Origin of the sequence: uncultured Streptococcus sp. (assembly GCF_963516575.1) — a bacterium.
Classification (GTDB): Bacteria; Bacillota; Bacilli; order Lactobacillales; family Streptococcaceae; genus Streptococcus.
Genome location: NZ_CAUQCP010000008.1, coordinates 22190 through 48881, shown reverse-complemented (window position 1 = coordinate 48881; position 26692 = coordinate 22190). Strand labels below are relative to the sequence as shown.

Below are 26692 nucleotides of genomic sequence, written 5' to 3'. Positions count from 1 at the left end.
CTGTTTTGAGGTTGCAGATAAAACTGACGAAGTCAGTAACATCTATACGGCAAGGCGACGTTGACGTGATTTGAAGAGATTTTCGAAGAGTATCAGTTATGATTTCCAGTTTAAAATAGCATTCAAGCCATAGTGATCACTAACTTGTGGACTCTTGTTACCATCAAATACGACATGTAAATTTTCCACCTCTAACTCTTTGGTAGTAAAAACATAGTCGATTCGAAGGGGTTCTGTGTTCCCCTTCCAGCCATCAATTTCTGGTGGAACAGTATAGCTACCACTTTTCTCTTGAGCAACTTCAAATGCGTCTTGTAAGCCTAATGGACTAGCTAAAATAGCTTGGTAACCTTCCTGACCAGCCGGGTTGTTGAAATCTCCAGCTAGCAAAAGTGGTTTGTTTAGTTCTTTCAAGACAGCTTCAAATCGTGCCCATTCTTCTTGGAAACCTTTATCCCACCAAGAAAGATGGACACTGGCAACTGCAAGCTCCTTGCCATCGACTACAGTTTCAGCCAGGGCGACACGGCGAGTATGATAGTCTGTTGGATCATCCACATCTGAAACCAAAATTTCTCTTGCTTCAATAGGTGTTTTAGACAAGATAGCCACACCTTCATGGTAACGATCATAACCGATATGGTTATAAGCCCAAGTCCAATAGTAATTTTTTCCTTGCTCTGACAACTTTTCAACCAAAAGTCTAACATAGTGGTCTTGGTGAATAGGCTCAGCTGCTGGCAAAGCTTGATAAAGGTCATTGACCTCCACCTCTAGCGAGGTGATCTCCTGATTGATTTCTTGGAAACAAATCAAATCATAGTCTTTATCAAGAATATCTTCAAGCAAGAGCTGGAATTTTTCCTCAGCTTCTTTTTCCATCCAGCTATGAGTATTGAGTGTTAAAAATTTCATGCTTTTCTCCTAAAACAAGAGGTTGGAAAACAGCTTCCAACCTCAAGTATATTACAATTCTACTTTAGCAACTGCTGTTTTAGCTGCAAGAGAACCTGTTTGTTCTAATTTAACTGATTTAATAGCTTCAGCATTTGTGAAGACAACTACTGTTGAAGTTTCACGACCTGCTGCACGGATAGCATCCAAGTCAGCTGTGACAAGAAGATCACCTGCTGCAACTTTTTGTCCTTCAGCTACATGAACTGTAAATGGTTTCCCTTCAAGACTTACTGTATCCAAACCAATGTGAACAAGTACTTCAAGACCTGCTTCAGTCACAAGACCAAGAGCATGTTTTGTAGGGAAGATGCTTGATACAGTACCTGAAACTGGAGATACAATGTTTCCATTTGCAGGTTCTACAGCAAATCCATCACCCATCATTTTTTGCGCAAATACTGGATCTTTTACTTGTTCCAAAGCAACAACTTGACCATCTGCTACTGAGTAAACTTCCTCAGTAAGACCTTTGAATTGAACAGTGTTTTGTTGCGCTTCTGTCATTTGACTTGGAAGAGTTTCAGGAATGATTTCACCTGAATCAAGGATATCTTGGATATCAGATTTCAATACGTCAGCTTTTGGTCCGTAGATAGCTTGAACTCCTTGTCCTTTCATGACAAGACCCATAGCTCCTTCTGCTTTCCATTGTTCTGCATCACCGACTTTGTCAGCGTCTTTAACAGTTACACGAAGACGAGTCATACATGCATCAACATCAACGATGTTTGCACGTCCACCAAGAAGGTTGATAATGTTTACAGCTTGAGAACCTGCTGCAACTTTCACTTCACTGCTAGCTTCTTCTGAACCTTCAGCAGTTTCATAGTTTCCGTTACGCCCTGGAGTTGCGTAGTTGAATTTTTGAATCATGAAGTTTGCGATAAAGTACATGATTACAGCAAAGAGAACAGTTACCCAAACGAAGTTAACGATATCCATACCGATACCAGCGCTAATCGCAATAGGTGTACGAGTCAAGAACTCGATTGAACCGAATGAGTGCATACGTAGGTTCACGACGTCAGCCATAGCGAAGGCAGCACCTTGAACAAGTGAGTAAACAAGATACATAGGTGTTGCGATGAACATGAACATGTATTCGATTGGTTCAGTAACCCCTGTCAAGAATGTTGCAAGAGCTGTCGCAATCATCATACCTTTGTATTTGTGTTTCTTATCAGCATCAACATTACGGTAGATAGCCACAATCACACCCATCAAGATACCGAATGAACCAATCATTTGTCCAACTTTGAAACGAGCTGGGTGAACAGTATCTAACAAGTGTTGATATTGAGTAGCATCAGTACCTTTAAGGTTTACAAGGTCTGTTACCCATGCAAGCCAAAGTGGGTCTTGACCAAATACTTGGCTACCTTTTGCTGCACCAGTTAAGACTTCATAAGTACCACCAAGAGCTGTGTAGTTCATTGGGATAGTCAACATGTGGTGAAGACCAAATGGCAAGAGCAAGCGTTCCAATGTACCATACAAGAATGGTGCAAGGATTGGAGCCGTTTCTTGTGAGTTAGCAATCCAGATACCAAAGCTATTAATACCAGTTTGCACAAGTGGCCAGAAAGCTGAAAGTACGATTGCAGCGATTACTGAACGAAGAATAACTACAAATGGTACAAAACGTTTTCCGTTAAAGAATGAAAGTGCATCAGGAAGCTTACGGAAGTTATAGTATTTATTATAAGCAGTTGCTCCAATAAAACCAGAAATAATCCCTACGAAGACACCCATGTTAAGTGCTGGAGCTTCCATAACACTAATGAAGTAATCAGCAACTTTGATTGATCCACCAAAGAGAGTTGTTACCATAGCTTCTGGATTTTTCAACATATCTCCTGATACGCCAAAGATTGTACCAGTGATACGATTGATTAGGATAAAGGCAAGACCTGCCGCAAACGCACCACCAGCGCGTTCCTTAGCCCAGCTTCCTCCAATAGCGAGGGCAAACAAGATATGAAGGTTAACGATGACTCCCCAACCGATTTGCTCTAGTACACCACCAGTAATAACGAGTGGGGCAAAGTTAGGGTTGATCATCACAAGTGACTTACCGATTGAAATCATCAAACCAGCAGCCGGCATAACAGCGATAACCACCATCAAAGCCTTACCGAATTTTTGCCAAAATTCGAAAGACAAGACATTTTTGAATGTATCTTTCATCATTCAAATCTCCTTTATTTTTATTTAGGCAAACGTTTTACGAAAACGTTTGCACTTAGCTATGTATTCATTATACCACTTTAAATTTTTTTGTAAAGGCTTTTATTAAAAAAATAAGAAAAAAAGAAAGTTTTTATACTTCCTTTTTTATATTTGTATTATTATAATGACATTTAAAAAATGTGCTATCAAACCTTTAAGAAACGTCGCATTGAAATTCCTGATCCAATTGAACCGATAAAAATTCCAATGACAAACAATAAGGCAATCATCAGTGGACTGAATACTTCTGGTGAAATCATAGAAAGGTTTTGACCTACTAATGACTTATTAACAGATTGGTAAACCATTTGATAAACAACTAGTACTAAAACCGATGGAAGAGTTGCTCCAAGCAATCCGATGAAAGCCCCCTCAAGTAGGAATGGTCCTCGAATATAGCTATTCTTGGCACCAACTAAGCGCATAATTTGAATTTCTCGACTGCGGGAAATAATTGTAATACGAATGGTATTAGAAATCAAGAAGACTGCTATGAAAATCAAGAGGCCCGCAATAACTAGTCCCCAGACACGAATAAATGAGGCTAACTTAAACAAGCGTTCTGTATTAGCACCACCATCTTGAACTTCTGATACACCTTCAATTTTCTTAGCCTCTTCTGCTACTGTCTTTACATCACTTGGTGTGTTAGTATCTACAATATATGCATCATAGAGAGGATTGGCGTCACCATCAAAGATTTTCCAGTTATCCCCCATTGTCTCAGTTAATTTTTCATATTGTTCTTCTTTACTTGAAAAAGTAACATTCTTAACTGTAGACATCCCCTTCAAAGCATTATATACCTTGTGGTAGTCATTATTTGTAACAGTTTGACCTTCTTTTTCAATAGTCTCACTATTATCAGCTACGTCCTTACGAATGTATACCATTACTCGGACATTATTTTCAATATCTGTAGCTAGTTTCGCTGTATTGAAAATAACAGAAGCAAATATTGCCACCAAGGTCAAAGTAATCATGACTGAGCTGACAGCAGCCACTGTCATCCAACCATTTCGTTTCAAGCTTTTTAACGATTCAAATAAATGGCGAAAAAATCTACTAATCATCGTATCCGTACTCTCCTTTTGATTCGTCACGAACAACACGGCCATTTTCAATGGCAATGACACGGTGGCGCAAGGTATTTACAATCTGGCTATTATGAGTCGCCATCAAAATAGTTGTCCCTTGTAGGTTAATCCGTTCCAAGAGATTCATAATTTCCCATGAATTATCAGGATCCAAGTTTCCTGTTGGCTCATCGGCTATCAATACTTTGGGATTGTTTACAATAGCACGCGCAATCGCAATCCTCTGTTGCTCTCCACCTGAGAGCTCATTTGGGAAAGAACGAACCTTGTGCTTCAATCCAACCAAGTCCAAAACTTCCATCACCCGTTTTTTGATATTACGACGATTTTCCCCAATTACTTCCATAGCGTATGCAATATTCTCATAAACGGTTTTCTTTGGCAAGAGTTTATAGTCTTGAAAGACCACCCCAACACTACGACGTAGAAGCGGAATATCTTTCTTCTTGATTTTAACTAGATTAAAATCTGCTACTGTTAAACTTCCTTTTTCGATTTTGACTTCTCGGTACAAAGATCTAATAAATGTTGACTTTCCTGCTCCTGAAGGTCCTACGATGTAAACAAATTCCCCTGGTTGAACGCTTACCGAAACACCACGTAGGGCAGTCGTTCCGTTGTCGTATTTTTTGACGACATCTCTCATTTCAATAATTGACATGTGAGTTCCTTTCTATCTTAGCTAATTCTCCACTTGAGATAGGCATCGATAAAACCATCTAGGTCTCCATCCATAACCTTATCTACCTGAGCAACTTCAAAACTAGTTCGGTGATCTTTTACCATAGTATATGGCGTGAAAACATAAGAACGGATTTGGCTTCCCCATGTGATTTCCTTTTTCTCACCCTTGAGGGAATCAACCTCCGCAGCTTTCTTTTCTTGCTCCATTTGATAGAGCTTAGCCTGCAACATCTTCATGGCACGATCTCTATTTCCATATTGAGTACGATCGACCGTTGACTGGACGACAGTTCCCGTAGGAATATGTGTCAAACGCACACCTGTTGAAACTTTATTGACGTTCTGTCCACCAGCACCACCTGAACGGAAGGTGTCCATCTTGATATCATCTTCACGGATTTCCACTTCAATGGTATCATCCAATTCTGGCATTACTTCTACAGATGTGAAAGAGGTATGGCGACGTTTGGCAGAGTCAAATGGTGAAATACGGACCAAACGGTGAACACCCATTTCTGACTTGAGGAGACCATAGGCATTAGGTCCTTCAAAGGACAAGGTCACCGACTTAATACCTGCTTCATCACCAGCCTGGTAATCCAAAACTTCTACTTTAAAGCCTTTAGCATTTCCATAGCGAGTGTACATACGAAGCAACATATCACCCCAGTCTTGAGCCTCTGTACCACCAGATCCTGGATGGATTTCCAAAATGGCATTATTATGGTCATAAGGTTCTGACAAGAGAAGGGTCATTTCGTAACTGGTCATCATCTTATCAAGTTCGGCTAACTGCGTTACCAGTTCTTCTTGAACCGACTCGTCTTCTGCTAAGAAGTCCAATAAAATTTCGACTTCATCCTGCAACTCTTCCATTTTGTGGAAAGTGTTATAGGTGTTTTTTAATTCATTTAATTCTTGCGACGTTTTTTGGGCCGCGATATTATCGTTCCAAAAATCAGGTTCTGTCATCTTGTTTTCTAAGATGGCAATCTCTTCTTCTAGACCTTCGAGGTCAAAGAGACCCCCTGAAAGAAGCTAATTTTTCACGATTTGCGTCAATTTTCTGACGAATTTCTGAAATGTCCATAAATACTCCTTTTTTGTATCGTTTTATTATACCATATTCTCTCATTTCTTTCCATCTTTTGCTCTACTCCCCTTTTCATGAAAAAAGAAGCCTTTCGGCTCCCCTCCTTATAAAACTTTTGCAGAAGTACGACTAATCTCCTCTACTTGAATATTCTCGGATTCAAATTTTTGCTTTAAGGCTGCCAAATCAACTGAACCATCAATTTGAACTTCTATAATCACCTTACCATCTTTACGCGGAATATTAACTGTATGGGAGATATTTAAATTTTCTTCAACGATTAGAGAAACAATCTTACCAAGAACGCCGACTTCGTTTTCTGTAACAAAACGCACACGAATTCCTTCCTCACCATAACCAGCAATTTCAAGAAAGGCTTGGAAAACATCACGGTCCGTAATAACCCCATAGACTTGATGGTTATCAACCACAGGAAGAATACCAATCTTATTTTTCAACATCAAATAAGTTGCATCCTCTAGACTCGCATAACCTGAAACAGTGACAACATCACGGATCATGACATCTTTTACTTTTGTCTTATTTAGAAGATAATTCATCTCATAGATAGAAAGACTTGTTGCCTTGGATGGACTAGCTTGGGCAATGGTTCCCTCAGTCACCAAACCAACCAATTGATCATTTTCGATAACAGGCAAGCGGTGCAAACCTTGCTCTCTCATCAAATCTGCTGCATGAGATACTGTTGTATCTGGACTAATGTACACTACCTTGCGGGTCATAAAATCTTTAACTGCCATGAGATTTCTCCTTTTCTATTCTTGTTCCTATTATACAATCTTTTTGTAAATCTATCAAACGCTTACATTTCTTTTTCAAAATTCAGAAAAGTATGAATAAGCTAGCAAAAAGAGCTCTAAAATCGAGCTCTATAAATGAAGGTATGATATCTTTCATTCGATTTTTTCAATTATTAGAAATTAATCTTTTAATGTAGATGCAGATTTGTTCGCAATCTCCATATGCCGACTAAAAAGGTCCCCCTTACTATAATGATAATTGCTTCGCAATCTTCATCCACCTACTAAAAAGGTCTCCAGGACTATAATGATGATTACTTCGTAATCTCTATCTGCCGACTAAAAAGGTCCCCCGGACTATTAATGAGGATTACTTCGTAATCTTCATCCACCGACTAAAACAATCCACTGGATTGTTTTAGCCACCTAGATATGCTTTTCTGACTTCTTCTGATGAGGCGAGTTCTTTTCCTGTTCCTGATAGGACGATTTTTCCTGTTTCCAATACATAGCCTCGGTCAGAGATTGCGAGTGCCTTATTGGCATTTTGTTCAATCAAGAGGACGGTTGTTCCTTGTTTCTGGATATCTTGAATGATATCAAAAATCTCTTGGATAAAGATTGGGGCAAGTCCCATAGATGGCTCGTCTAAAAGAAGAAGTTTTGGTGTTGACATAAGAGCACGTCCCATGGCAAGCATTTGTTGTTCCCCTCCTGAAAGAGTGGCTGCATCTTGGTTCTTCCGTTCTTCAAGACGCGGGAAACGTGAGAAAACTTTCTTCAAGTTAGCTTGATTTTCTTCACGATTTTTCTTTAAGAAAGCACCCATTTCTAGATTTTCCATAACAGTCAAGCCAGGGAAGACGTGGCGTCCTTCTGGTACCTGTGAAAGACCACCTGCCACGATTTTCTGAGCTGGCATTTTTTGGATTTCTTGACCTAAAAATTCAATCTTTCCTGAGCTTGGTCGAACTAGACCTGACAAAGTACGGAGAATGGTTGTCTTACCTGCACCATTGGCACCGATAAGGGAAACAACTTCTCCTTCATTCACTTCAAAGCTTACATCACGGACTGCTTGGATCATGCCGTAATGCACAGAAAGATTATCAACTTTTAACATAGACATTAGGCTTCACCTCCTAGATAAGCTTCGATAACGCGTTTATTGGTCTTAATTTCGTCTGGAGTTCCTTGAGCAATCAAACGACCGTATTCAAGTACGTAGATACGTTCTGTTACTTCCATGACCAGATTCATATCGTGTTCAATCAGCATGATTGTAATTTTAAATTCATCTTTGATACGACGAATTAACTCAGTCAATTCAGCTGTTTCCTGTGGATTCATACCTGCTGCTGGTTCATCCAAAAAGAGAATTTTAGGTTCCGTAGCGAGGGCACGAACAATTTCCAAACGACGTTGTTGTCCGTAGGCGAGGTTTTTAGCAAGAGTCTCTGCATCTCCATCTAAATCAAAGATTTTCAGCAATTCCAAAGCTTTAGCCTTTAATTCTTTTTCACTCTTGTAAAAAGCTGGTAAGCGTAAGAAACTAGCAAAAACATGTTGTTTGTGATGGTTGCCAAAGGCAATCAAAACATTGTCCAAAACGGTTAAATCTTTAAAGAGACGGATATTTTGGAAAGTACGTCCAAGTCCCAAAGAAGCAATCTTATATGGTGCCTTTCCATTCAAAAGGTGACCATCAAGGGTAACAGTCCCCTCACTTGGTTCATAAACACCCGTCAAGAGGTTGAAAAGAGTGGTTTTCCCAGCTCCGTTTGGACCAATTAGTCCAACCAATTCCCCTTCGTTCAATTCAAGAGTCACATCTCCAACAGCTGTTAGACCACCAAAATGTTTGGTTAACTGTTTTACTTCAAGTAATGCCATTAGTTTTGTTCCTCCTTCTTAGATTTTTTAAAGAAACCTGATAGGCTTAATTCCCATGTTCCAAGGAGTCCACCTGGTCTGAAAATCATTACCAATACCAAGGCCAAAGCGTAAATAATCATACGCACACTAGCAACATCTTGGAGAAGCATATTCAAAATTCCAAGAACAATAGCTGAAACAATGGCACCTGTAATGGAACCAAGTCCACCAAATACAACAATAATCAAAACGTTGATTGAGTTGATGAAGGTGTAATCTTTCGGTACAACAGAGCCGATAAATCCTGCCTGAAGTGACCCAGCAATACTTGCAGTAATGGCACCAAAGACAAAAGCTATGATTTTAATTTTAGTCGTATTAACCCCAACTGACTCAGCAGCGATTTCATCCTCACGAACAGAGAGGGTTGAACGACCAATTGGACTACGCAAGAAGTTCAAGGTTGCAATGGTCGTAATCACGACAAAGAAGTAAACCATTTGCCAAGTTGTAAAGTTAGGAATTCCCAAGATACCTGCCGCACCATTTGTAAGGCTTCCACCATTGATGATAAAGATACGGATAATTTCAGAAACACCTAGAGTCGCCACCGCAAGGTAGTCCCCCTTCAAGCGTAAGGTTGGAATTCCGACAAGCAAGGCAACTGCTCCTGAAAGCAAAGCACCTACAAGCATAGCTCCAAAGAAGGCACCGTAGGTTGGTGATTTAGAACCAATAATCGCTGCTGCGTAGGCACCAATCGCCATAAAACCAGCATGACCAAGTGAAAATTGTCCTGAAAAACCAACGATTAAGTTGAGACCAACAGCTAGAATAATATTAATTCCGATTTGTTGTAAAATCTGTACATAGAATAGATTGAGTACTCCGACTGAAACCAGTACACTAATCAAGCCATAGCCAGCTAACAAAAGGAGTAACCATAGAATATTAACTTTTAAATTTTCTTTCATCGTTTACACCTTCTCTTTCACATTTTTACCAAGGATACCAGCTGGGCGGACAATCAAGATTAACAACAAGATTCCATAAACAATGGCATCACGGAAGTCTGACATTCCAAAGGCTGTCGCAAAGGTTTCTAATAGACCAATCACAAAACCACCAAGAGCCGCACCAGGAATGATTCCGATACCACCAAGTACTGCGGCAACGAAAGACTTAAGACCTGGAGTAACCCCCATCAAAGGCTCAAGAGAGTTATAATAGAGGGCAATCAGAACACCAGCCGCACCCGCAAGAGCTGAACCCAAAGCGAAGGTAAAGCTAATAGTACGGTTTACATTAATCCCCATCAATTGTGCCGCATCGCTATCTACGGATACCGCACGCATGGCTTTCCCCATCTTAGTCTTTTGGACAATGACTTGTAACAAAATCATCAAAATCAAGGAAATGGCCAAAATCATTAACTGCACATTTGTTAAGCTAATTGGTCCCAAATCATAGCGGACTGTTTGAATCGCTTGAGGAAAGGCACGGGTATTGGCACCAACCAGATAGACCATACCATACTCAAGTAGGAAAGAAACCCCAATAGCTGTAATCAAAACAGCAATACGAGTAGAGTGACGCAAAGGTCGGTAAGCAAGGAACTCAATCACGACACCAAGAATGGCTGTCGCTAGCATAGCTACAATAAGAGCTACAAAGAAATTCATTTGGAAAGAATTAATCAAGAAATAACCGATAAAGGCTCCCATCATATAAATATCACCGTGGGCGAAGTTGATGAGCTTGATAATTCCGTAAACCATGGTATATCCTAGGGCCAACAGCGCATAAACACTACCTAGAATCAAACCATTTACTAGTTGTTGGAGCATAAGATTCACTCTTTCTATTTATAATTTGGAGGGTTTTCCCTCACTTTTTGATAGGTTCTTAAACACCGAAACAGGGAGTGAGTCAGAGGCTCATTCCCTATTTCAACATTTTTCTATTATGGTTTTACAACCTCTGCTGCTTCAACCTTACCATTGTTCATAGTCATCATGTAAGCAGTTTTGACTGTGTTGTGATCTGCATCGAAGCTTGTTTTACCAGTTACACCTTCAAAGTCTTTTGTTTTAGCAAGATTATCCTTGATTTCCCCAGAGTTTTTAGCACCTTTTGCTGCGTTTGCTACAAGGTGAACTGAGTCATAAGCCAAGGCTGCAAATGTTGAAGGCTCTTCATTGTACTTAGCACGGTAAGCGTCAAGGAAGGCTTTTGCTTTAGCTGAAACTTCTACAGTAGTTGAGAAACCTGAGATAAAGTAGATGTTTGATGCTTTTTCAGCAGTTGCTTGTTGTACAAACTCTTCACCGTTGAATCCATCACCACCAATGATTGGTTTGTCAATTCCCATACCACGCGCTTGGTTTACAATTTTACCAGCTTCAGTGTAGTAACCTGGGACGACGATAGCATCAAAGTCTTTCCCTTTCATTTTTGTAAGGGCTGCTTGGAAGTCTGTGTCGCCTGCTACGAAAGTTTCATCTGCAACGATTTCACCTTTGTAAGCTTCACGGAAGGCTTTAGCAATACCTTTAGCATAGTCGCTGGCATTGTCAGTGTAAAGAACAACTTTCTTAGCTTGTAATTTTTCAGAAACATAGTTTGAGATAATTTTTCCTTGGAAGCTATCTTGGAAAGTTCCAATAAAGAGGTAATCTTGACCTTTAGTCAATCCATCTTGAGTCGCACTTGGCGAAATCAATGGAACACCTGCTTTTGTAGCGTTCGCTACCGCAGCTGCAGTTGCACCAGATGTCGCAGGTCCTACGATTGCTGATACTTTAGATTGGGTTACAAGGTTAGTTGTTACTGAAGCTGCCTCAGCTGTTTCAGATTTGTTATCTTTATCGACTACTTCGATTTGTTTTCCATCGATACCACCTGCAGCATTGATTTCATCAACGGCAAGTTGGGCACCTTTTTGTTCAGATGTTCCGTAGGCAGCTACGGCACCAGTTTCTTCGAAGTTAAATCCGATTTTGATTGTCTTTTCCTCTACTGAGTTACCAGCAGCGTTTGACGCTCCAGACTTCACTTCTCCACAGGCTGCAAGAAGTGCTACACTTGCAAGCGCCACAAACGATAGGGCAAATTTTTTCTTCATCTTTTTGTCTCCTTATTTCTTAAATAAATAGCATGTTAAGAATATACCGAATTATCAGAAAATTGTCAACACTTTTCTTGAACTTTTTCGATGATAACGTTTTCCTCTCGATAAAGATTACCCACAAAGGGTGTTTCCAGCTCTTGGATATGACAAACTCTGACTTTTTTTATAAACTTTTCCTTGCTCAAGCGCCCGACCAATTGCTCCACTTCTTGAGTTGGAACATAGAGCTGCAAGTAGCGATGTTTCTTGGAATGATAGGTAATATCTCCATAATCCTGCAGTTTTTTGGCATCCCGATTATAGTAAAGATAGATAATCAAGCCAGATCGATTGACTTTTTCAAACATGATAAATCCTCTTTCTAAGAAATCTCTCCCTATTATATCAAAAAAAGCAAACCCCGTCGAGTTTGCCTTCTATCATCATTAGTTCAATGAATTGTTGGCCATAATTTCATCAATAAAGCCATATTCAAGTGTTTCTTGGGCACTCATCCAATTATCACGTTCTGCATCTGCGTGGACTTTTTCGATTGACTGTCCTGAATTTTCAGCCAAGATTTTTTCCAAGGTATTACGAGTTTTGAGCAAGTGTTCTGCAGCGATAGCCATATCGGTTTGTTGGGTACCACCACCTGTTCCACCCATTGGTTGGTGAATCATGTATTCTGCATTTGGAAGCATGAAACGTTTGCCTTTTGCTCCACTTGATGCGATGACTGTTCCCATAGATGCAGCCATTCCCATAACAATGGTTTGGACATCTGCCTTGATAAAGTTCATGGTATCAACGATTGCCAAACCAGCTGAAACGGAACCACCAGGTGTATTGACATAAAGGTAAATATCTTTTGTACTATCTTGAGCATCCAAGAAAAGCAATTGGGCAATAACAGAGTTGGCCATGTTGTCTTCAACTGGACCTGTCAGCATAATGATGCGGTCTTTGAGAAGACGTGAGTATATATCGTAGGAACGTTCTCCACGGCTTGTTTGTTCAATAACTACAGGAATCATTTATTTCTCCTTTTGAATTTTAATTTTGTTTGTCAGATGACTGAAGATAAGACTATTATAATATCTTGGTCAAAAAAGGTCAAATTTTTGCTCTGTTTTCATCAGACAGAAACAAAAATTCAACCTCCTTTCACGACTGGAAATTCTTTTCCAATTCATTCTTCTTTTCGATTTTATTTGGTACCGAACAAGCGGTCTCCAGCATCTCCAAGACCTGGGACGATATAACCATGTTCGTTCAAGCGTTCATCCAAGGCTGCTGTAAAGATTTCTACATCTGGATGAGCTTCTTGGAGGGCTTTTACACCTTCTGGAGCAGATACAAGACAGACAAATTTGATATTTGATGCGCCACGTTTTTTAAGAGAATCAACAGCCAAGATTGCTGATCCACCTGTTGCCAACATTGGGTCTACTACAAAAATTTGACGTTGGTCAATATCTTCAGGCAATTTCACTAAGTACTCAACTGGTTGAAGTGTTTCTTCATCACGGTACATACCGATGTGGCCAACTTTAGCAGCTGGAACCAAGCTCAAGAGACCATCAACCATCCCGATACCTGCGCGCAAGATTGGAACGATGGCCAATTTCTTACCTGCCAATTGTTTTTGAACTGTTTTTGTAATTGGTGTTTCGATTTCCACATCTTCTAGTGGAAGATCACGAAGTACTTCATACCCCATCAACATTGCAATCTCATCTACTAGCTCACGAAAAGCTTTTGTAGAAGTATCTGTACGACGCAAGATGGACAATTTGTGTTGAATCAGCGGGTGATTAATAACTTCAATTTTTCCCATTTTTGGAATTCCTTCTTTCAATTTATTCTTCTTATTATACCAAAAAACGGTTTAAAAATCTTTCTAAACCATTTATTTTTGATAATTTTTACATTAGATCTGCCTCTTTAAGAGCTGCCTGTACTGTCTCAAGTGGTAAATGGGTTAATTCTGTTCCCTTTTCTTGGTAAAGGTATTGGGCATAGTCGTCCATTCTGTACTGGTTGATATAAACCACGCGCTTGCAGCCGACCTGAAGCAATTGTTTTGTACAGTTGAGACAAGGAAAATGGGTCACATAGGCTGTAAAGCCTTTAGGAACACCACGTTCTGCACCTTGAAGGATAGCATTGACCTCAGCGTGAAGGGTGCGAACACAGTGTCCTTCAATGACCAGACATTCGTGGTCAATACAATGCTCAGTCCCTGACACCGAACCATTGTAACCAGTGGAAATAACCTTATTATCCTTAACCAGAATTGCGCCCACTTTGGCACGTTTACAAGTGGAACGATTGGCAATTAGTAGGGCTTGGGCTGCAAAATACTCATCCCAGGCTAGTCTTTTTTCAGTCATATCTCTTCTCCTTTTTCTCTATTTTTTAAAAAATGGTAACCGTAAATCCGCAATCTTTTCAGCAGGTACCTTCATGCCATCCTTAATCCATTTTAGAAGAACTGAGACGATGGCTGAACTCCAGAAGGAATGAAGATAAGAGCTGACACCTTTTGATTTTCCATGGTATTTTTCTAGAAATTCCTGCATAGCTTGGACAAAGATTTTTTCCAGATGGTAATCTAAGGCAAGTTGAATCACTCTGGCTTCCTTTCTTGCCTCGCGAAAAAGGTGAACCCAGACCAGATAAAGGTCTGTCTTTAAATCATAATGATGCAGCTGTTCCATAATATTATGGACACTCCGTTTAAAGACACTCTCTAAAATTTCCTCTTTGGAATCATAATTACGATAAAAGGCCGCACGCGAAACGCCTGCACGTTTGACCAATTCAGAAATACTAATCTTGGTCAAGTCCTTTTTTTCCAAGAGTTGCAAGAGGGCTGTTTCGATAGCTTCTCTAGTTAATAAATTGGATTCTTGGTTTGATTTTCTGAGATTTTCAAGAGATTTTTCAGAGATTCTACGTTCAGACATAACATTTTCTTTCTACTTGTCACAACAGACGGATGAGGCTTTTGTTTCAAGGGCTTTCATGATATAATTGTAAAAAAAGACAGAACCTTTGTCAATGTATAACTGACAAAGATGGAGAATTTCTATGACTTGGAAGATTATTGCTGACTCTGGTTGTGATTATCGTCAACTGGCAAAACCAGCTATTGACACAACCTTTGTAAGTGTTCCCTTAACCATTCAAGTAGCTGATCAGATCTTTGTTGATGATGCCAATCTTGATATTGACCAAATGATGGAAACCATGTATGCAACTGCAGAAGCTTCAAAATCAGCTTGTCCAAGCCCAGATGATTATTTACGAGCATTTGAAGGAGCCAAAAACATTTTCCTAGTAACCATCACAGGTACTCTTTCTGGCAGCCACAATAGTGCTCAACTGGCTAAGAATATTTATCTGGAAGACCATCCTGATACTAAGATTCATGTGATTGATAGTTTGTCTGCTGGCGGTGAAGTTGACTTGCTTGTAGAAAAATTAAATGACTTGATTGACCAGGGTCTATCTTTTGAAGAAGTGGTTGAAGCTATCACAGCTTATCAAGAAAAAACCAAGTTGCTCTTTGTTCTAGCCAAAGTCGATAACTTGGTGAAGAACGGCCGTTTGAGCAAACTTATCGGTACGGTCGTTGGCCTTCTAAATATCCGTATGGTCGGAGAAGCTAGTGAAACTGGAACCCTCGAATTGCTACAAAAAGCGCGAGGTTCAAAGAAATCAGTTCAAGCTGCCTATGAGGAGTTAGTAAAAGCAGGATATGCTGGTGGTCGTATTGTCATGGCTCAACGCAATAACGAGAAATGTTGCCAACAGCTTTCAGACCGAATCCGTGAAAATTTCCCACAGGCGGATATTAAAATTCTCCCAACATCTGGTCTCTGCAGTTTTTATGCAGAAGATGGTGGTTTGCTGATGGGATATGAAATTGATTAATTGCATTCTTGACAAGAGGTGACTTCATCTCTTGTTTTTTTGTGGTACAATAGAGCTATGAAACATTTTGATACTATCGTCATCGGTGGAGGACCTGCTGGTATGATGGCTACAATTTCCAGTAGCTTTTATGGTCAGAAAACCCTCCTCATCGAAAAAAATCGGAAACTTGGAAAAAAATTATCTGGGACTGGTGGGGGACGTTGCAATGTCACCAACAACGGAACTCTAGATGACCTACTAGCTGGAATCCCTGGAAATGGGCGCTTTCTCTACAGTGTATTCTCCCAGTTTGATAACCATGATGTCATTAACTTTTTTACAGAAAATGGGGTTAAACTTAAAGTCGAGGACCACGGACGCGTCTTTCCTGCTAGTGACAAGTCTCGTACCATTATCGAAGCCTTGGAAAAGAAAATCACTGAGCTAGGTGGTCAAGTTGCTACTCAAACAGAAATTGTTTCGGTTAAAAAGATAGACGACCAGTTTGTCCTTAAGTCCGCAGACCAAACCTTCACTTGTGAGAAACTCATTGTCACAACAGGTGGTAAATCCTATCCTTCGACTGGTTCAACTGGGTTTGGTCACGAGATTGCCCGTCATTTTAAGCACACCATCACCGAGCTTGAGGCAGCTGAAAGTCCTTTGTTGACAGATTTTCCCCACAAGGCCTTGCAGGGAATTTCACTGGATGATGTGACCCTAAGCTATGACAAGCATGTCATCACCCATGATCTACTCTTTACTCACTTTGGTTTATCTGGCCCTGCTGCTCTGCGTATGTCTAGCTTTGTCAAGGGTGGGGAGGTTCTCTCACTCGATGTTCTGCCTCAACTTTCTGAAAATGACTTGGCTACATTTCTAGAAGAAAATAGGGAAAAATCCTTGAAAAATGCCTTAAAAACTTTGCTTCCAGAACGCTTGGCAGAATTTCTTGTGCAAGGATATCCTGAAAAAGTCAAACAGTTGACTGAAAAGGAACAAGAACAACTTCTCCAGTCCATCAAAGGACTTAAAATTCCTGTTACTGGTAAAATGTCCTTAGCTAAATCCTTTGTTACCAAGGGTGGCGTCAGTCTTAAGGAAATCAACCCTAAAACTCTGGAAAGCAAGCTAGTCCCTGGACTCCACTTTGCAGGCGAGGTCCTAGATATTAACGCCCACACAGGTGGCTTTAACATCACTTCTGCCCTCTGTACTGGCTGGGTGGCAGGATCAAACCCAATCTAAATCTAAATTATTCAATGGAACAATCAGCCCCAAAAGAAAGGAAGTCCTTTGGAACATATTATCTTGTTAAGGGGAGTTACTCCTAATGGAAAAAATGCTATCCCTAAAATGTCTTATCTAGTAGATATCTTGACAGAAGCTGGTTTTCAACAAGTTCGAACCTATATTCAAAGTGGGAATATCATTCTTGAAAGTGACTTAGATTTAGAAAAAATACGAGAGCGTGTTCATACTCTAATAAATGAAAATATTGGTGCTGACTTAAAAATGGTAATCAAGAACAAAAGTGATTTTAAAAAAATTGTCCAAGAAAACCCGTTTGGAGAACACTATCTTTATGACCGTATACACGTGATTTTTTATCAAGAATCTATTCAAAGTCTCCCTTTAGAAAAATTGAAAATTGATTACGGTGAAGAAGAAATTTGTATCGGTAACCATTGTCTTTACCTCTATCTCCCTAGAACTGCAAAACAAAAGAAACTCTATACCAACTATCTTGAAAAGCTTTTTAATGTAGATTTGACCATGCGAAAACTAAATGTAGTAGAAAAATTATTAAGCAAGTAGTGCTTGAATTTAGTAAAAATCGGAAGAATACTCCTCCGATTTTATTTTGTCTGAGTTTGGACATAGTAGGCAATGACATCTGATGTGTACTGGGCTGTTCCTGGGCCAAATTTGTCAATGTTTTCCTTAAACTCTGGATTATAGACATAGCCTTTTCCAATATAACCAAAGACCTCGATAGAGCAGTCAAATCCATAAGTACGGATGGCTTGCAAGAGTTTGCCTGCTTCTTCTTGGTTTTCGGTTGCTGTTACAGGTAGACCAGCTTGAAGATTTTGTGCCAAAGCTTGAAAAACTTGGTTGAAGGCAGCCGTAGCCTCGTCTTCGTGACCTTTCTGGCGCTCCAGCGCTTGGTCCATGACTTCTTGTCCATATTTCTCTACCGCCTCTTGGTGGTATTTTTGATGGTCTTGGTAGTTAAATCCAGCAAATTTCTCTTGAATGCTCATTTCTCTTTCTCCTTTTTGTTCTTGAATGGTTTTTTGCAAGGTTGAAATCAAGGTATCCAGATGTTCCCTTTCTCGAGTCAAATAGTCCAACTGTCTGGTCAAGTGACGCAACAAATCTGATCTATCTTCCTTTAACAGCTCTGATATTTTTTCTAAAGAAAAGCCTAGATATTTGTAGTAAAGAATGACCTGAAGTCGCTCCAAATCCTCCTGACTGTAGGTTCGATAGCCGTTTCCCGACTTTAAAGGAACTAAGAGTCCTATCTTATCGTAGTGATGCAGGGTCTTAACAGAGACACCTGAAAGCTGGGCAGCTTCTTTTATATGGTACATGATTTCCTCCTTATACTCAATGAAAATCAAAGAGCAAACTAGGAAGCTAGCCGTAGGCTGTACTTGAGTACGGTAAGGCGACGCTGACGTGGTTTGAAGAGATTTTCAAAGAGTATTACATTGATAGTATAACCCCTCCCCCTAGGTCAGAGTCAAGCGTTTTTGCGAAATTTTTAAAAATTTTTGAGAAAGGTGTGAAAACTTGAAAATGGTTTTCTTGACAGACCTTAGAAAACATGATAGGATAGTCAAGTCTATCAATCAAAAGAATCGCTCAGTTTGAGTACTGATGAGGCTATTTGCCAAGGGCAGTAGCTTTTTCTTTTGTAACACTAATTTTAGGAGTTTAACTATGTCTGAAAAATCGCAATGGGGTTCTAAACTGGGCTTTATCCTAGCATCTGCTGGTTCAGCCATTGGACTTGGTGCCGTTTGGAAATTCCCCTACATGACTGCTGCTAATGGTGGTGGAGGCTTTTTACTGGTCTTTCTTATCTCCACTATTTTAATCGGTTTCCCCCTTTTGCTAGCTGAATTTGCCCTTGGCCGAAGTGCTGGTGTCTCTGGGATTAAAACCTTTGGAAAACTGGGCAAGAATGGCAAGTACAACTTCATCGGTTGGATTGGTGCCTTTGCCCTCTTTATCCTCTTATCTTTCTACAGTGTTATTGGAGGATGGATTCTAGTTTATCTGGGTATTGAGTTTGGAAAATTGTTCCAACTTGGTGTAACTAGTGATTACGCTCAGTTATTTACTTCAATCATTTCAAATCCAGTCATTGCCCTAGGAGCTCAAGCAGCCTTTATCCTGTTGAATATCTTTATTGTATCACGTGGTGTTCAGAAAGGGATTGAAAGAGCATCTAAGGTTATGATGCCCCTGCTCTTTATCATCTTTGTTGTCATCATCGGGCGCTCTCTCAGTTTACCAAATGCCATGGAAGGCGTTCTCTACTTCCTCAAACCAGACTTTTCAAAACTGACCAGTGCTGGTCTCCTCTATGCTCTGGGACAATCTTTCTTTGCCCTCTCACTAGGGGTTACAGCCATGCTGACCTACGCTTCTTACTTGGACAAGAAAACCAATCTGGTCCAATCAGGGATTTCCATTGTAGCCATGAATATCTCGGTATCCATCATGGCAGGTCTAGCCATTTTCCCAGCCATGTCAGCCTTCAATATCCAGTCTGAAGGGGGACCAAGCTTACTCTTTATCGTCTTGCCTCAACTCTTTGACAAGATGCCTTTGGGAACCATTTTCTACATCCTCTTCCTCCTGCTCTTCCTCTTTGCGACGGTCACTTCTTCTGTCGTTATGTTGGAAATCAATGTAGGCAATATCACCAATCAGGACAACAGCAAGCGTGCCAAGTGGAGTGTGATTTTAGGAATTTTGACCTTTGTCTTTGGAATCCCTTCAGCCCTTTCTTACGGTGTTATGGCAGATGTTCACATCTTTGGGAAGACCTTCTTTGACGCTATGGATTTCTTGGTTTCCAATCTTCTCATGCCATTTGGAGCTCTCTGCCTTTCACTTTTTACAGGCTATATCTTTAAAAAGGCTCTTGCCATGGAGGAACTCCATCTCGATGAAACAGCATGGAAACAAGGACTTTTCCAAGTCTGGCTCTTCCTTCTTCGTTTCGTCATTCCAATCATCATCATCGTGGTCTTTATCGCCCAATTTATGTAGTCAAAAAGGACTTGAGTAGTGATACTCTTCGAAAATCTCTTCAAACTGCGTCAACGTCGCCTTGCCGTACTCAAGTACAGCCTGCGGCTAGTTTCCTAGTTTGCTCTTTGATTTTCATTGAGTATGAACTCAGGCCCTTTCTTTTTTATGGATGGCTAACAATTAATTCCAAATCTTGCCCTTCCAGAGTCCAAGCTTCAACATCACTTGGTAGGATAAAGTGGCTGCCTTTTTGGATTGGATAGTTTTTTCCGTCAACAGTCACTTGACCTTGACCAGCCAAGACACTCAACAAGCTGTAGTCAGCTGTCTTTTCGAAGTCAACTTTTCCAGTAATTTCCCACTTGTAAACTGCAAAGAAATCATTGGAAACAAGTAAAGTTGAACGCAAGTCATTAGCCTTAACTGTAACAGGACGGCTATTTGCTGGTTCACCAATGTTCAAAACATCAATGGATTTTTCAAGGTGAAGTTCACGCAAGTTTCCCTTGTCATCCTTACGGTCAAAGTCATAGACACGGTAGGTTGTATCGCTAGACTGTTGGGTTTCAAGAATCAAGATGCCCGCACCGATAGCGTGCATAGTCCCGCTTGGTACATAGAAGAAATCTCCAGCCTTAACAGGAACTTTTGTCAGCAAGGCATCCCAGTTTTTATCCTCTATTTGCTGGCGAAGTTCTTCTTTTGACTTGGCATTATGCCCGTAGATAATCTCTGATCCCTCATCCGCTGCAATGATGTACCAGCACTCTGTTTTTCCAAGTTCGCCTTCATGCTCTAGTCCATAGGCATCGTCTGGGTGAACTTGGACACTGAGCCAGTCGTTGGCATCCAGAATCTTAGTCAAAAGTGGAAATACAGGCTCAGAACGGTTGCCGAACAATTCACGGTGCTCTGCATATAAAGTCGCAAGGTCTGTTCCCTCGTAGCGACCATTGGCAACTTTAGAGACACCATTTGGATGGGCTGAGATGGCCCAGTATTCCCCGATTTTTTCACTTGGGATATCATAGCCAAACTCATCACGTAGCTTGGTTCCACCCCAGATTTTTTCTTGCATAACTGATTGTAAAAATAATGGTTCTGACATCTTCTTCTCCTGTCTGATTTTTCTCCCCTCATTATAGCAAAAAAAGAGTTCGAATTGAACTCTTTTTAACATCTTATAAAGTAGGGAGAAGATTTTATAAAAATAGTAACGATATACTTTTTTCTTTGATAGAGACGAACATAAAAGACTCTTGTAAAGCTAGCTGTCACTGGACTTTATCTCTCAACTCTCATTCAAAAATTACTTTAATGAAGCATCTATTTTCATAAACGAACAAAACTGAAACCAGTCTTCTTTTTAAATCAAAGCTGTAATAGCCGTCACAAGGCCAAAAACGATACCTAGAGCATTGGCAGCAGCAAGGGGAATATCTCTTTCTTGAAAAGACCGTAGTAAACCCAGAGACTACAGTTGATGGCAGCAACCAAGGACTGGATGAAATTTCCTTTTTGACCAGCCAGATTGTTCATAATTTGTGGGAAGTAAGACACATACATCATAACAGACATGAAGGTCGCTACCCAACCCAAAACGTTCATTTGTTTTTCGGACATTTTCAAAACCTCTTTTATTCTTTTATGCTTTTTATTTTATATGATGCAAAAACAAGCAAGAGTTTGAGAGTTTTGCTATAAAAATGTAAACTATCACAGTCTTGTGATAAGAAAGAAGAGTGAGATTAGAAAAAATATATATAATCAGAAAAACGCATATTACTATGTATTGAAAAATCTTGATACTGGGTGTTTTATTGCTGAAATATTTACTTTATTTTTTGATAAAACTGACTTTTAAGCCAGAATCAATATTTTCCTAAATCTACAACTTGTTGATATCTACTTTCATCATCAATATGATGGGCAATTTCTAACATCATAACAGGAAGAGAAAATAGTAGTTCATGTACCATGAAGGCGTTTTCTTTGTCTAGGGCTGCGGTCACTTCATCAGCCAATAACAGATTTTTTTTACGAAGAAGAAAACGTGCCAATTCAATCCTTACTCTTTGTCCCCCAGAAATATTCTCCCCGTTATTTTTGATAATAAAATCCATCCCACCCGTCAATTCAAAATCTAGTTTGACTTGTTTCAAAACGGCAAGCAACTCTTCCTCAGAAAATTCTTGTCCTAAGGTCAAATTATAACGAACTGTATCGTTAAAGAGAAATGGATGTTGGCTAATAATTCCTATACTGGATACAAAACTTGATGTACATTCATTAACAGTTGTCACACCGATAATTTCTCCCTCATCTGCTATTTCTTCTCCAGTAATGAGTCGAAACAAGGTTGACTTACCACAACCACTCGGTCCTTTGATTAAAACTTTCTGACCTGCTTGAACATCCAAATTTAGATGAGTAAAAAGTTGTCTGTCACCATAGGATTTACTTAAATTTTTAATGTGCAGAGCATTCAATTCTTGCACATCTTTTTTATCTATCTGTTTTACATCTCCAATTTCTAATACTCCAAAAATCTTATCTGCTGTCGTTTTTGCTCCTTGTATATCTACAGCATCATACATAATAGTCTGAATAGGGCTCACTAACTGACCTGCTGCGATGTACATGGCAACAAGACTTGCCACTGACACTTTCTGCCCAGCCATAGCAAAGTAAAAACCTAAAACAAGTGGTAAAACTTGGCTTAAGAATACCATAAAACCGTTACAAAAGAAAATTATATTATGGGTAAAGCAAAATTTTTGAATGGCTAGTTGATAATGTCGATTAATCTTCCAAAATCTGTTCTGATTTTCAGAAATTGCTTGGTTCATGAGTAGAGTATGTGCTCCTCGGATACTATCAGATACTTGATTATGCACTTCTACTCTGCCTTGTGCCATATCATCACCAGTATGTTTGAGTCTTTTATTCATCAAGAACTGAGGAATAGGACGTAAAATAGTGAAAAAGACAAAAATACTACCTAGTAACAAATTTTGCGAAATAATATAAATCGCTGTTAGTAATGCTACAAAACTCCAGCAAATGATATTAACGTATTTTTCTAAGTAATTATCCCCCAAATACTCCATATCTTGTGTGAGCATGGTGATTTTTTCATCTTCGTTAAAATCTTTATTTATCATCAGCTTGTCAAATAAATCTGCCCTCATATTCATTTGAATTTCACGTCTAAAAACATTATGTGTATGATTACAAAAGAGCATTAAGCTATACAAGACGAAGTATACTGTAAAGCCAAAAACAGCAAACTGTATGATTTTAGAATAAGTCAGTTCTTCTTGATTTAAGGACAAGGCTTGTGAGACGACTAAGGGTTGAGCAAGAGCTAAACCTCCATTTGCCAGTGCACCGATGATAGTATAAAACTTCGTTTTCTTATCCAGATAGTGAAATATTTTATTCATAACGCCCTCCTAGAAAAAGAGAGATGCTAGCACTCCTCTCCATTTTTACTATATAAACTTAACAAATATTACAATTATTGCTTACAACTTCAACTTTTTTGCAACCTTTTTGTTTTTCTTAACAGACATTTTTTGCTTACCCCTCTCTAGTCCACATCTAAAATATCTTCATAGCAACCAGAAATAGCATAAAGTGCTAGATTTTTACGAATTTTCTCTTGCATATTCTTACAAATCACAGAAGAGCTTAATTCCGTAATATGCTTGATCATTGGACAAAATCCTGATTTACAAACTAAAACAAAGGGACATGTTTTACAGTCTTCTCTAACAGACAGAAAGCAGCCTTTCATATGAATCTTGTTTTATACTGTTATATTTTTATTATAAGATTTTAGAAAAATGCTGTCAATTGCTTTATATGAAAAAGACCGGATTGCTCCGATCTTTCAATAGTTCATATTCTCACATTATGTTTTAAGAATAATTAAGGTTAACTTCAAATGACTAAGCGCGTTATTTCATACGATAAAAATCAAGCACTAGACCAGCAGGACCTTTAACTAATAAGGACTCTGTTCCCCAATCCGTTTCACAAAGACCGTGTAAAATCTCGACACCGATCTCTTTTAAACGTTGGTAATTCTGATTTAGATCCTCAACCTCGATATGAAGAATGATTCCTGACTGAAAATCTTCCAAAGGAATCAAATGATTTTGGGACAACATCAGACAGTGACTGCCAATCGTAAACTGAGCAAAACTGTCATCAACATAATCTGCCTTTTTATCCAAAATACGCTCCAAGTCAGCACAGACTTGGGGAACATCTGAAACGATAATATCTAATTGATTTAAATTCATTTACTATCCTCCATAAAAAGACCGGATTGCTCCGATCTTTTCAAGTTTCTCTCTATGAAAATCAAAGAATAAACAAGGTAAAACCAAGTTTGATGGCAAATCTTTGCTCATCAAACTACGAAAAATCCCTTGGGACTTTTTCTAGGCTTCGCACTAGATTCCATCATTGAAAATTAAGGTTTCAATGATGGAATCGTCGGCAGTAACCTAATAAAGAAGGCTACAAATTTATCTTTGATTTTCGACGAGAGAAATTATTTAATTGCGCGTGATTGCAATCCTTCTTCTTCCAAGAAGAGACGGAATGGTACGAGTTCTTCTGCTTCGTATTTTTCCTTGAAGGCTTTGATTGCTTCTTCTGAGTGAAGTTTTGGATCCAATTCAAGTACTTCTACTGGAAGTGGACGGTGTGGAGTGATGCGAGCATCGATAACAACAGTTTTACCTTCTTTGTTCAATTTAACAGCTTCTGCAACAACTGCATCGATGTCTTCGATACGGTTTACTGTAAATCCAACAGCTCCTTGAGCTTCTGCAATTTTAGCGTAGTCAGCGTTTGTGAAGTCACAACCAAACAAGTGTTTGTTTGTGTCTTCGTATTTGTCCTTGATGAAGGCATATTTATCATTTGAGAAGACAACGTTGATAACTGGAAGGTCGTATTGAACGTTTGTGATAACGTCTGGGTAGCACATGTTAAATGCTCCATCACCCATGATGTTCCATATTTGGCGATCTGGATTGTCTTTCTTAGCAGCGATACCACCAGGAAGGGCAATACCCATTGTCGCAAAGAGTGGAGATGTACGCCACATGTTCTTAGGTGTCATGTGAAGGTGACGAGTAGATGTTTGAGTAGTGTCACCTACGTCGATTGAATAGATAGCGTCTTGATCAGCATGTTTGTTGATTGCATTGTAAACTTGGTACAATTGCAATTCACCCTCAGTTTTACCTTCGAGTTTGTTCATGTAATCACGCCAGTTTTGGTTGTTCTTAACGTTTGCACGCCACCATGGAGTTGATTCAACTGGGTTTACTTTGTCAAGGATTGCTTTCGCTGCTTGACCTGCATCACCAAGGATTGAAGCGTCAAGGGCGTGACGTTTACCAAGTTTGTAAGGGTCGATATCGACTTGGATGAATTTTTCAGTATTCTTGAATGCTTCGTAAACTTCAGCAAATGGGAAGTTTGAACCAAGGAAAAGAACTGTGTCTGCTTCAAAGACCACTTCGTTGGCTGGCTTCCAACCAACACGGTAAGCAGAACCTGTCAAACCTTCATAGTTCCATTCGAAAGCTTCAAAGTTTTTACCAGTTGTGATGATTGGTGCTTTGATTTTACGTGACAATTCAGTAATCACTTCACCAGCTTTCACACCACCGTAACCAGCATAGATAACTGGGCGTTCAGCATTGTTCAAGATTTCAACAGCTTTGTTGATTTCAACTTCGTTCAAAGCAGGAGCGATGAATGAACGTTCGTATGAACCTGAACCGTAGTATGAGTTTTCGTCGATTTCTTGGAAACCGAAGTTTACTGGGATTTCAACAACAGCTGGACCTTTTTTAGAAACTGCAGCACGGCAAGCTTCGTCAATTACTTTTGGTAATTGCTCAGCGTAAGCTACACGTTTGTTGTAGACAGCGATACCGTTGTACATTGGGTTTTGGTTTAATTCTTGGAAAGCATCCATGTTGAGTTCGTTAACTGGACGTGATCCAAGGATAGCTAGGAATGGAGTGTTATCCATAGCTGCATCGTAAACACCGTTAATCAAGTGAGTCGCACCTGGACCACCTGAACCAACTGCAACCCCGATTGAGCCGCCGAATTTAGCTTGCATAACCGCTGCAAGAGCACCTGTTTCTTCATGGCGAACTTGCAAGAAGCGGATATCTTTGTCTTCAGCCAAAGCATCCATCAATGAGCTGAGTGTTCCTGATGGGATACCGTAGATTGTGTCTACGCCCCATGTTTTCAATACGTTAAGCATTGCTGCAGATGCAGTAATTTTCCCTTGAGTCATTATAACTCTCCTTCAAATATTTTTAAATCTACTAAGAAGCATTCAGATAAATCATGAAAACGCTTTTAGTAAATTTATTACAACTCTAATTTACCACATTTAATTTTAGTTTACTAAAAATCTGCTCAGAAGTTTTTATTCTCTATTACAGTACAGTTTGAAAACGGTTTTAGATTCTGTTTTATAATACTCAATGAAAATTAAAGAGCAAACTAGGAAACTAGCCGCAGGTTGCTCAAAGCACGGCTTTGAGGTTGTAGATAAGACTGACGAAGTCAGTTACATATATCTACGGCAAGGCGACGTTGACGTGGTTTGAAGAAATTTTCGAAGAGTATTAAAAGCGAG

26 protein-coding genes and 1 pseudogene are annotated in these 26692 nt (G+C 39.6%); 5 read left to right on the top strand and 22 right to left on the bottom strand.

The genetic code is table 11. The annotated features are described in order from the left end of the window. Positions 1 to 96: 96 nt before the first annotated feature. From RWM06_RS02540 to RWM06_RS02465, 16 genes are all read right to left on the bottom strand, one after another. Positions 97 to 915, bottom strand: a complete 819-nt coding sequence (locus RWM06_RS02540) for an endonuclease/exonuclease/phosphatase family protein (RefSeq protein ID WP_313970001.1) — start codon at positions 913 to 915, stop codon at positions 97 to 99. Between the two features lie 51 nt (positions 916 to 966). After that, a complete protein-coding gene (locus RWM06_RS02535; RefSeq protein WP_313970000.1) occupies positions 967 to 3147 on the bottom strand; it encodes a PTS transporter subunit IIBC in 2181 nt (726 codons plus the stop codon). Positions 3148 to 3332: 185 nt separating this feature from the next. Continuing rightward, positions 3333 to 4259 (bottom strand): permease-like cell division protein FtsX, encoded by a 927-nt coding sequence (ftsX, locus tag RWM06_RS02530; RefSeq protein ID WP_125421211.1) that lies wholly within the window; start codon positions 4257 to 4259, stop codon positions 3333 to 3335. Further along, on the bottom strand, positions 4252 to 4944 hold the full coding sequence (ftsE, locus tag RWM06_RS02525; protein WP_313969999.1) for a cell division ATP-binding protein FtsE: 693 nt from the start codon (positions 4942 to 4944) through the stop codon (positions 4252 to 4254). Before ftsE ends, ftsX begins: the two co-directional genes overlap by 8 nt. Positions 4945 to 4961: 17 nt before the next feature. Then, a protein-coding gene (prfB, locus tag RWM06_RS02520) for a peptide chain release factor 2 (protein ID WP_313969998.1) occupies positions 4962 to 6057 on the bottom strand; the annotation gives its coding sequence in 2 pieces (ribosomal slippage) (positions 4962 to 5984 and positions 5986 to 6057; 1095 coding nt in all). Positions 6058 to 6164: 107 nt separating this feature from the next. Then, entirely contained in the window at positions 6165 to 6821 is a 657-nt protein-coding gene (locus RWM06_RS02515; protein ID WP_000268670.1) for a CBS domain-containing protein, read from the bottom strand. A gap of 418 nt (positions 6822 to 7239) precedes the next feature. After that, positions 7240 to 7950, bottom strand: a complete 711-nt coding sequence (locus RWM06_RS02510) for an ABC transporter ATP-binding protein (RefSeq protein ID WP_000062200.1) — start codon at positions 7948 to 7950, stop codon at positions 7240 to 7242. Next, positions 7950 to 8714 (bottom strand): ABC transporter ATP-binding protein, encoded by a 765-nt coding sequence (locus tag RWM06_RS02505; protein ID WP_001185995.1) that lies wholly within the window; start codon positions 8712 to 8714, stop codon positions 7950 to 7952. The genes RWM06_RS02510 and RWM06_RS02505 overlap by 1 nt, the downstream gene beginning before the upstream one ends. Further along, positions 8714 to 9670, bottom strand: coding sequence for a branched-chain amino acid ABC transporter permease (locus RWM06_RS02500; RefSeq protein WP_313969997.1), 957 nt, complete (start codon positions 9668 to 9670; stop codon positions 8714 to 8716). The genes RWM06_RS02505 and RWM06_RS02500 overlap by 1 nt, the downstream gene beginning before the upstream one ends. Positions 9671 to 9673: 3 nt before the next feature. Further along, on the bottom strand, positions 9674 to 10543 hold the full coding sequence (locus RWM06_RS02495) for a branched-chain amino acid ABC transporter permease (protein ID WP_000941421.1): 870 nt from the start codon (positions 10541 to 10543) through the stop codon (positions 9674 to 9676). 116 nt (positions 10544 to 10659) lie between these two features. Next, positions 10660 to 11820, bottom strand: coding sequence for an ABC transporter substrate-binding protein (locus tag RWM06_RS02490; RefSeq protein ID WP_313969996.1), 1161 nt, complete (start codon positions 11818 to 11820; stop codon positions 10660 to 10662). Between the two features lie 65 nt (positions 11821 to 11885). After that, positions 11886 to 12173, bottom strand: coding sequence for a YlbG family protein (locus RWM06_RS02485; protein WP_000462127.1), 288 nt, complete (start codon positions 12171 to 12173; stop codon positions 11886 to 11888). A 78-nt stretch (positions 12174 to 12251) separates the two neighbouring features. Next, a complete protein-coding gene (clpP, locus tag RWM06_RS02480) occupies positions 12252 to 12842 on the bottom strand; it encodes an ATP-dependent Clp protease proteolytic subunit ClpP (RefSeq protein WP_000613475.1) in 591 nt (196 codons plus the stop codon). 173 nt (positions 12843 to 13015) lie between these two features. After that, positions 13016 to 13645, bottom strand: coding sequence for a uracil phosphoribosyltransferase (gene upp / locus RWM06_RS02475; RefSeq protein ID WP_000515974.1), 630 nt, complete (start codon positions 13643 to 13645; stop codon positions 13016 to 13018). Between the two features lie 88 nt (positions 13646 to 13733). Next, on the bottom strand, positions 13734 to 14201 hold the full coding sequence (locus tag RWM06_RS02470) for a cytidine/deoxycytidylate deaminase family protein (protein WP_000136973.1): 468 nt from the start codon (positions 14199 to 14201) through the stop codon (positions 13734 to 13736). Positions 14202 to 14219: 18 nt separating this feature from the next. After that, positions 14220 to 14777, bottom strand: coding sequence for a TetR/AcrR family transcriptional regulator (locus tag RWM06_RS02465; RefSeq protein ID WP_000004132.1), 558 nt, complete (start codon positions 14775 to 14777; stop codon positions 14220 to 14222). Positions 14778 to 14901: 124 nt separating this feature from the next. Between RWM06_RS02465 and RWM06_RS02460 the strand changes: the two genes are divergently transcribed. Genes RWM06_RS02460 through RWM06_RS02450 form a run of 3 tightly spaced genes read left to right on the top strand, consistent with a single transcriptional unit; the run spans position 14902 to position 17547 of the window. Beyond that, positions 14902 to 15747 (top strand): DegV family protein, encoded by an 846-nt coding sequence (locus RWM06_RS02460; protein ID WP_313969995.1) that lies wholly within the window; start codon positions 14902 to 14904, stop codon positions 15745 to 15747. Positions 15748 to 15804: 57 nt separating this feature from the next. Beyond that, entirely contained in the window at positions 15805 to 16977 is a 1173-nt protein-coding gene (locus tag RWM06_RS02455) for an NAD(P)/FAD-dependent oxidoreductase (RefSeq protein ID WP_313969994.1), read from the top strand. Positions 16978 to 17025: 48 nt separating this feature from the next. Further along, a complete protein-coding gene (locus RWM06_RS02450) occupies positions 17026 to 17547 on the top strand; it encodes a DUF1697 domain-containing protein (protein WP_313969993.1) in 522 nt (173 codons plus the stop codon). A 41-nt stretch (positions 17548 to 17588) separates the two neighbouring features. Here RWM06_RS02450 and RWM06_RS02445 read toward each other — a convergent pair whose 3' ends face one another. Then, on the bottom strand, positions 17589 to 18329 hold the full coding sequence (locus RWM06_RS02445; RefSeq protein ID WP_313969992.1) for a MerR family transcriptional regulator: 741 nt from the start codon (positions 18327 to 18329) through the stop codon (positions 17589 to 17591). Between the two features lie 352 nt (positions 18330 to 18681). Between RWM06_RS02445 and RWM06_RS02440 the strand changes: the two genes are divergently transcribed. Continuing rightward, positions 18682 to 20022 (top strand): sodium-dependent transporter, encoded by a 1341-nt coding sequence (locus tag RWM06_RS02440; protein ID WP_313969991.1) that lies wholly within the window; start codon positions 18682 to 18684, stop codon positions 20020 to 20022. Between the two features lie 145 nt (positions 20023 to 20167). On the opposite strand, the gene manA is transcribed toward RWM06_RS02440, so the two are convergent. From manA to spxB, 5 genes and pseudogenes are all read right to left on the bottom strand, one after another. Then, the gene (manA, locus tag RWM06_RS02435) at positions 20168 to 21112 is read right to left on the bottom strand and encodes a mannose-6-phosphate isomerase, class I (protein ID WP_313969990.1); all 945 of its coding nucleotides are present in this window, start codon (positions 21110 to 21112) and stop codon (positions 20168 to 20170) included. A gap of 258 nt (positions 21113 to 21370) precedes the next feature. After that, a pseudogene (locus RWM06_RS02430) lies at positions 21371 to 21627 on the bottom strand (SemiSWEET family transporter). Positions 21628 to 21875: 248 nt separating this feature from the next. Next, positions 21876 to 23450: an ABC transporter ATP-binding protein gene (locus RWM06_RS02425; RefSeq protein WP_313969989.1), complete on the bottom strand. Its 1575-nt coding sequence runs from the start codon at positions 23448 to 23450 to the stop codon at positions 21876 to 21878. 516 nt (positions 23451 to 23966) lie between these two features. After that, on the bottom strand, positions 23967 to 24314 hold the full coding sequence (locus tag RWM06_RS02420) for a VOC family protein (RefSeq protein WP_313969988.1): 348 nt from the start codon (positions 24312 to 24314) through the stop codon (positions 23967 to 23969). A 254-nt stretch (positions 24315 to 24568) separates the two neighbouring features. After that, positions 24569 to 26344, bottom strand: a complete 1776-nt coding sequence (spxB, locus tag RWM06_RS02415) for a pyruvate oxidase (protein WP_000191822.1) — start codon at positions 26342 to 26344, stop codon at positions 24569 to 24571. A 193-nt stretch (positions 26345 to 26537) separates the two neighbouring features. On the opposite strand from spxB, the gene RWM06_RS02410 reads away from it, so the two are divergent. Continuing rightward, positions 26538 to 26663 carry a hypothetical protein gene (locus RWM06_RS02410; protein ID WP_313969987.1) on the top strand — a complete coding sequence of 42 codons (126 nt, stop codon included), beginning with the start codon at positions 26538 to 26540 and terminating at the stop codon, positions 26661 to 26663. Positions 26664 to 26692: the final 29 nt, after the last annotated feature.

Bases quoted from the DNA above. Each gene is read 5' to 3' on its own strand.
- RWM06_RS02490 (WP_313969996.1), bottom strand. From the start codon at position 11,820: ATGAAGAAAAAATTTGCCCTATCGTTTGTGGCGCTTGCAAGTGTAGCA.
- RWM06_RS02485 (WP_000462127.1), bottom strand. From the start codon at position 12,173: ATGTTTGAAAAAGTCAATCGATCTGGCTTGATTATCTATCTTTACTAT.
- RWM06_RS02465 (WP_000004132.1), bottom strand. From the start codon at position 14,777: ATGTCTGAACGTAGAATCTCTGAAAAATCTCTTGAAAATCTCAGAAAA.
- RWM06_RS02505 (WP_001185995.1), bottom strand. From the start codon at position 8,714: ATGGCATTACTTGAAGTAAAACAGTTAACCAAACATTTTGGTGGTCTA.
- RWM06_RS02500 (WP_313969997.1), bottom strand. From the start codon at position 9,670: ATGAAAGAAAATTTAAAAGTTAATATTCTATGGTTACTCCTTTTGTTA.
- RWM06_RS02425 (WP_313969989.1), bottom strand. From the start codon at position 23,450: ATGAATAAAATATTTCACTATCTGGATAAGAAAACGAAGTTTTATACT.
- RWM06_RS02440 (WP_313969991.1), top strand. From the start codon at position 18,682: ATGTCTGAAAAATCGCAATGGGGTTCTAAACTGGGCTTTATCCTAGCA.
- RWM06_RS02445 (WP_313969992.1), bottom strand. From the start codon at position 18,329: ATGTACCATATAAAAGAAGCTGCCCAGCTTTCAGGTGTCTCTGTTAAG.
- RWM06_RS02515 (WP_000268670.1), bottom strand. From the start codon at position 6,821: ATGGCAGTTAAAGATTTTATGACCCGCAAGGTAGTGTACATTAGTCCA.
- manA (WP_313969990.1), bottom strand. From the start codon at position 21,112: ATGTCAGAACCATTATTTTTACAATCAGTTATGCAAGAAAAAATCTGG.
- upp (WP_000515974.1), bottom strand. From the start codon at position 13,645: ATGGGAAAAATTGAAGTTATTAATCACCCGCTGATTCAACACAAATTG.
- RWM06_RS02470 (WP_000136973.1), bottom strand. From the start codon at position 14,201: ATGACTGAAAAAAGACTAGCCTGGGATGAGTATTTTGCAGCCCAAGCC.
- RWM06_RS02455 (WP_313969994.1), top strand. From the start codon at position 15,805: ATGAAACATTTTGATACTATCGTCATCGGTGGAGGACCTGCTGGTATG.
- RWM06_RS02495 (WP_000941421.1), bottom strand. From the start codon at position 10,543: ATGCTCCAACAACTAGTAAATGGTTTGATTCTAGGTAGTGTTTATGCG.
- ftsE (WP_313969999.1), bottom strand. From the start codon at position 4,944: ATGTCAATTATTGAAATGAGAGATGTCGTCAAAAAATACGACAACGGA.
- RWM06_RS02410 (WP_313969987.1), top strand. From the start codon at position 26,538: ATGAAAATTAAAGAGCAAACTAGGAAACTAGCCGCAGGTTGCTCAAAG.
- clpP (WP_000613475.1), bottom strand. From the start codon at position 12,842: ATGATTCCTGTAGTTATTGAACAAACAAGCCGTGGAGAACGTTCCTAC.
- ftsX (WP_125421211.1), bottom strand. From the start codon at position 4,259: ATGATTAGTAGATTTTTTCGCCATTTATTTGAATCGTTAAAAAGCTTG.
- RWM06_RS02420 (WP_313969988.1), bottom strand. From the start codon at position 24,314: ATGAATTTAAATCAATTAGATATTATCGTTTCAGATGTTCCCCAAGTC.
- RWM06_RS02510 (WP_000062200.1), bottom strand. From the start codon at position 7,950: ATGTCTATGTTAAAAGTTGATAATCTTTCTGTGCATTACGGCATGATC.
- RWM06_RS02540 (WP_313970001.1), bottom strand. From the start codon at position 915: ATGAAATTTTTAACACTCAATACTCATAGCTGGATGGAAAAAGAAGCT.
- spxB (WP_000191822.1), bottom strand. From the start codon at position 26,344: ATGACTCAAGGGAAAATTACTGCATCTGCAGCAATGCTTAACGTATTG.
- RWM06_RS02460 (WP_313969995.1), top strand. From the start codon at position 14,902: ATGACTTGGAAGATTATTGCTGACTCTGGTTGTGATTATCGTCAACTG.
- RWM06_RS02535 (WP_313970000.1), bottom strand. From the start codon at position 3,147: ATGATGAAAGATACATTCAAAAATGTCTTGTCTTTCGAATTTTGGCAA.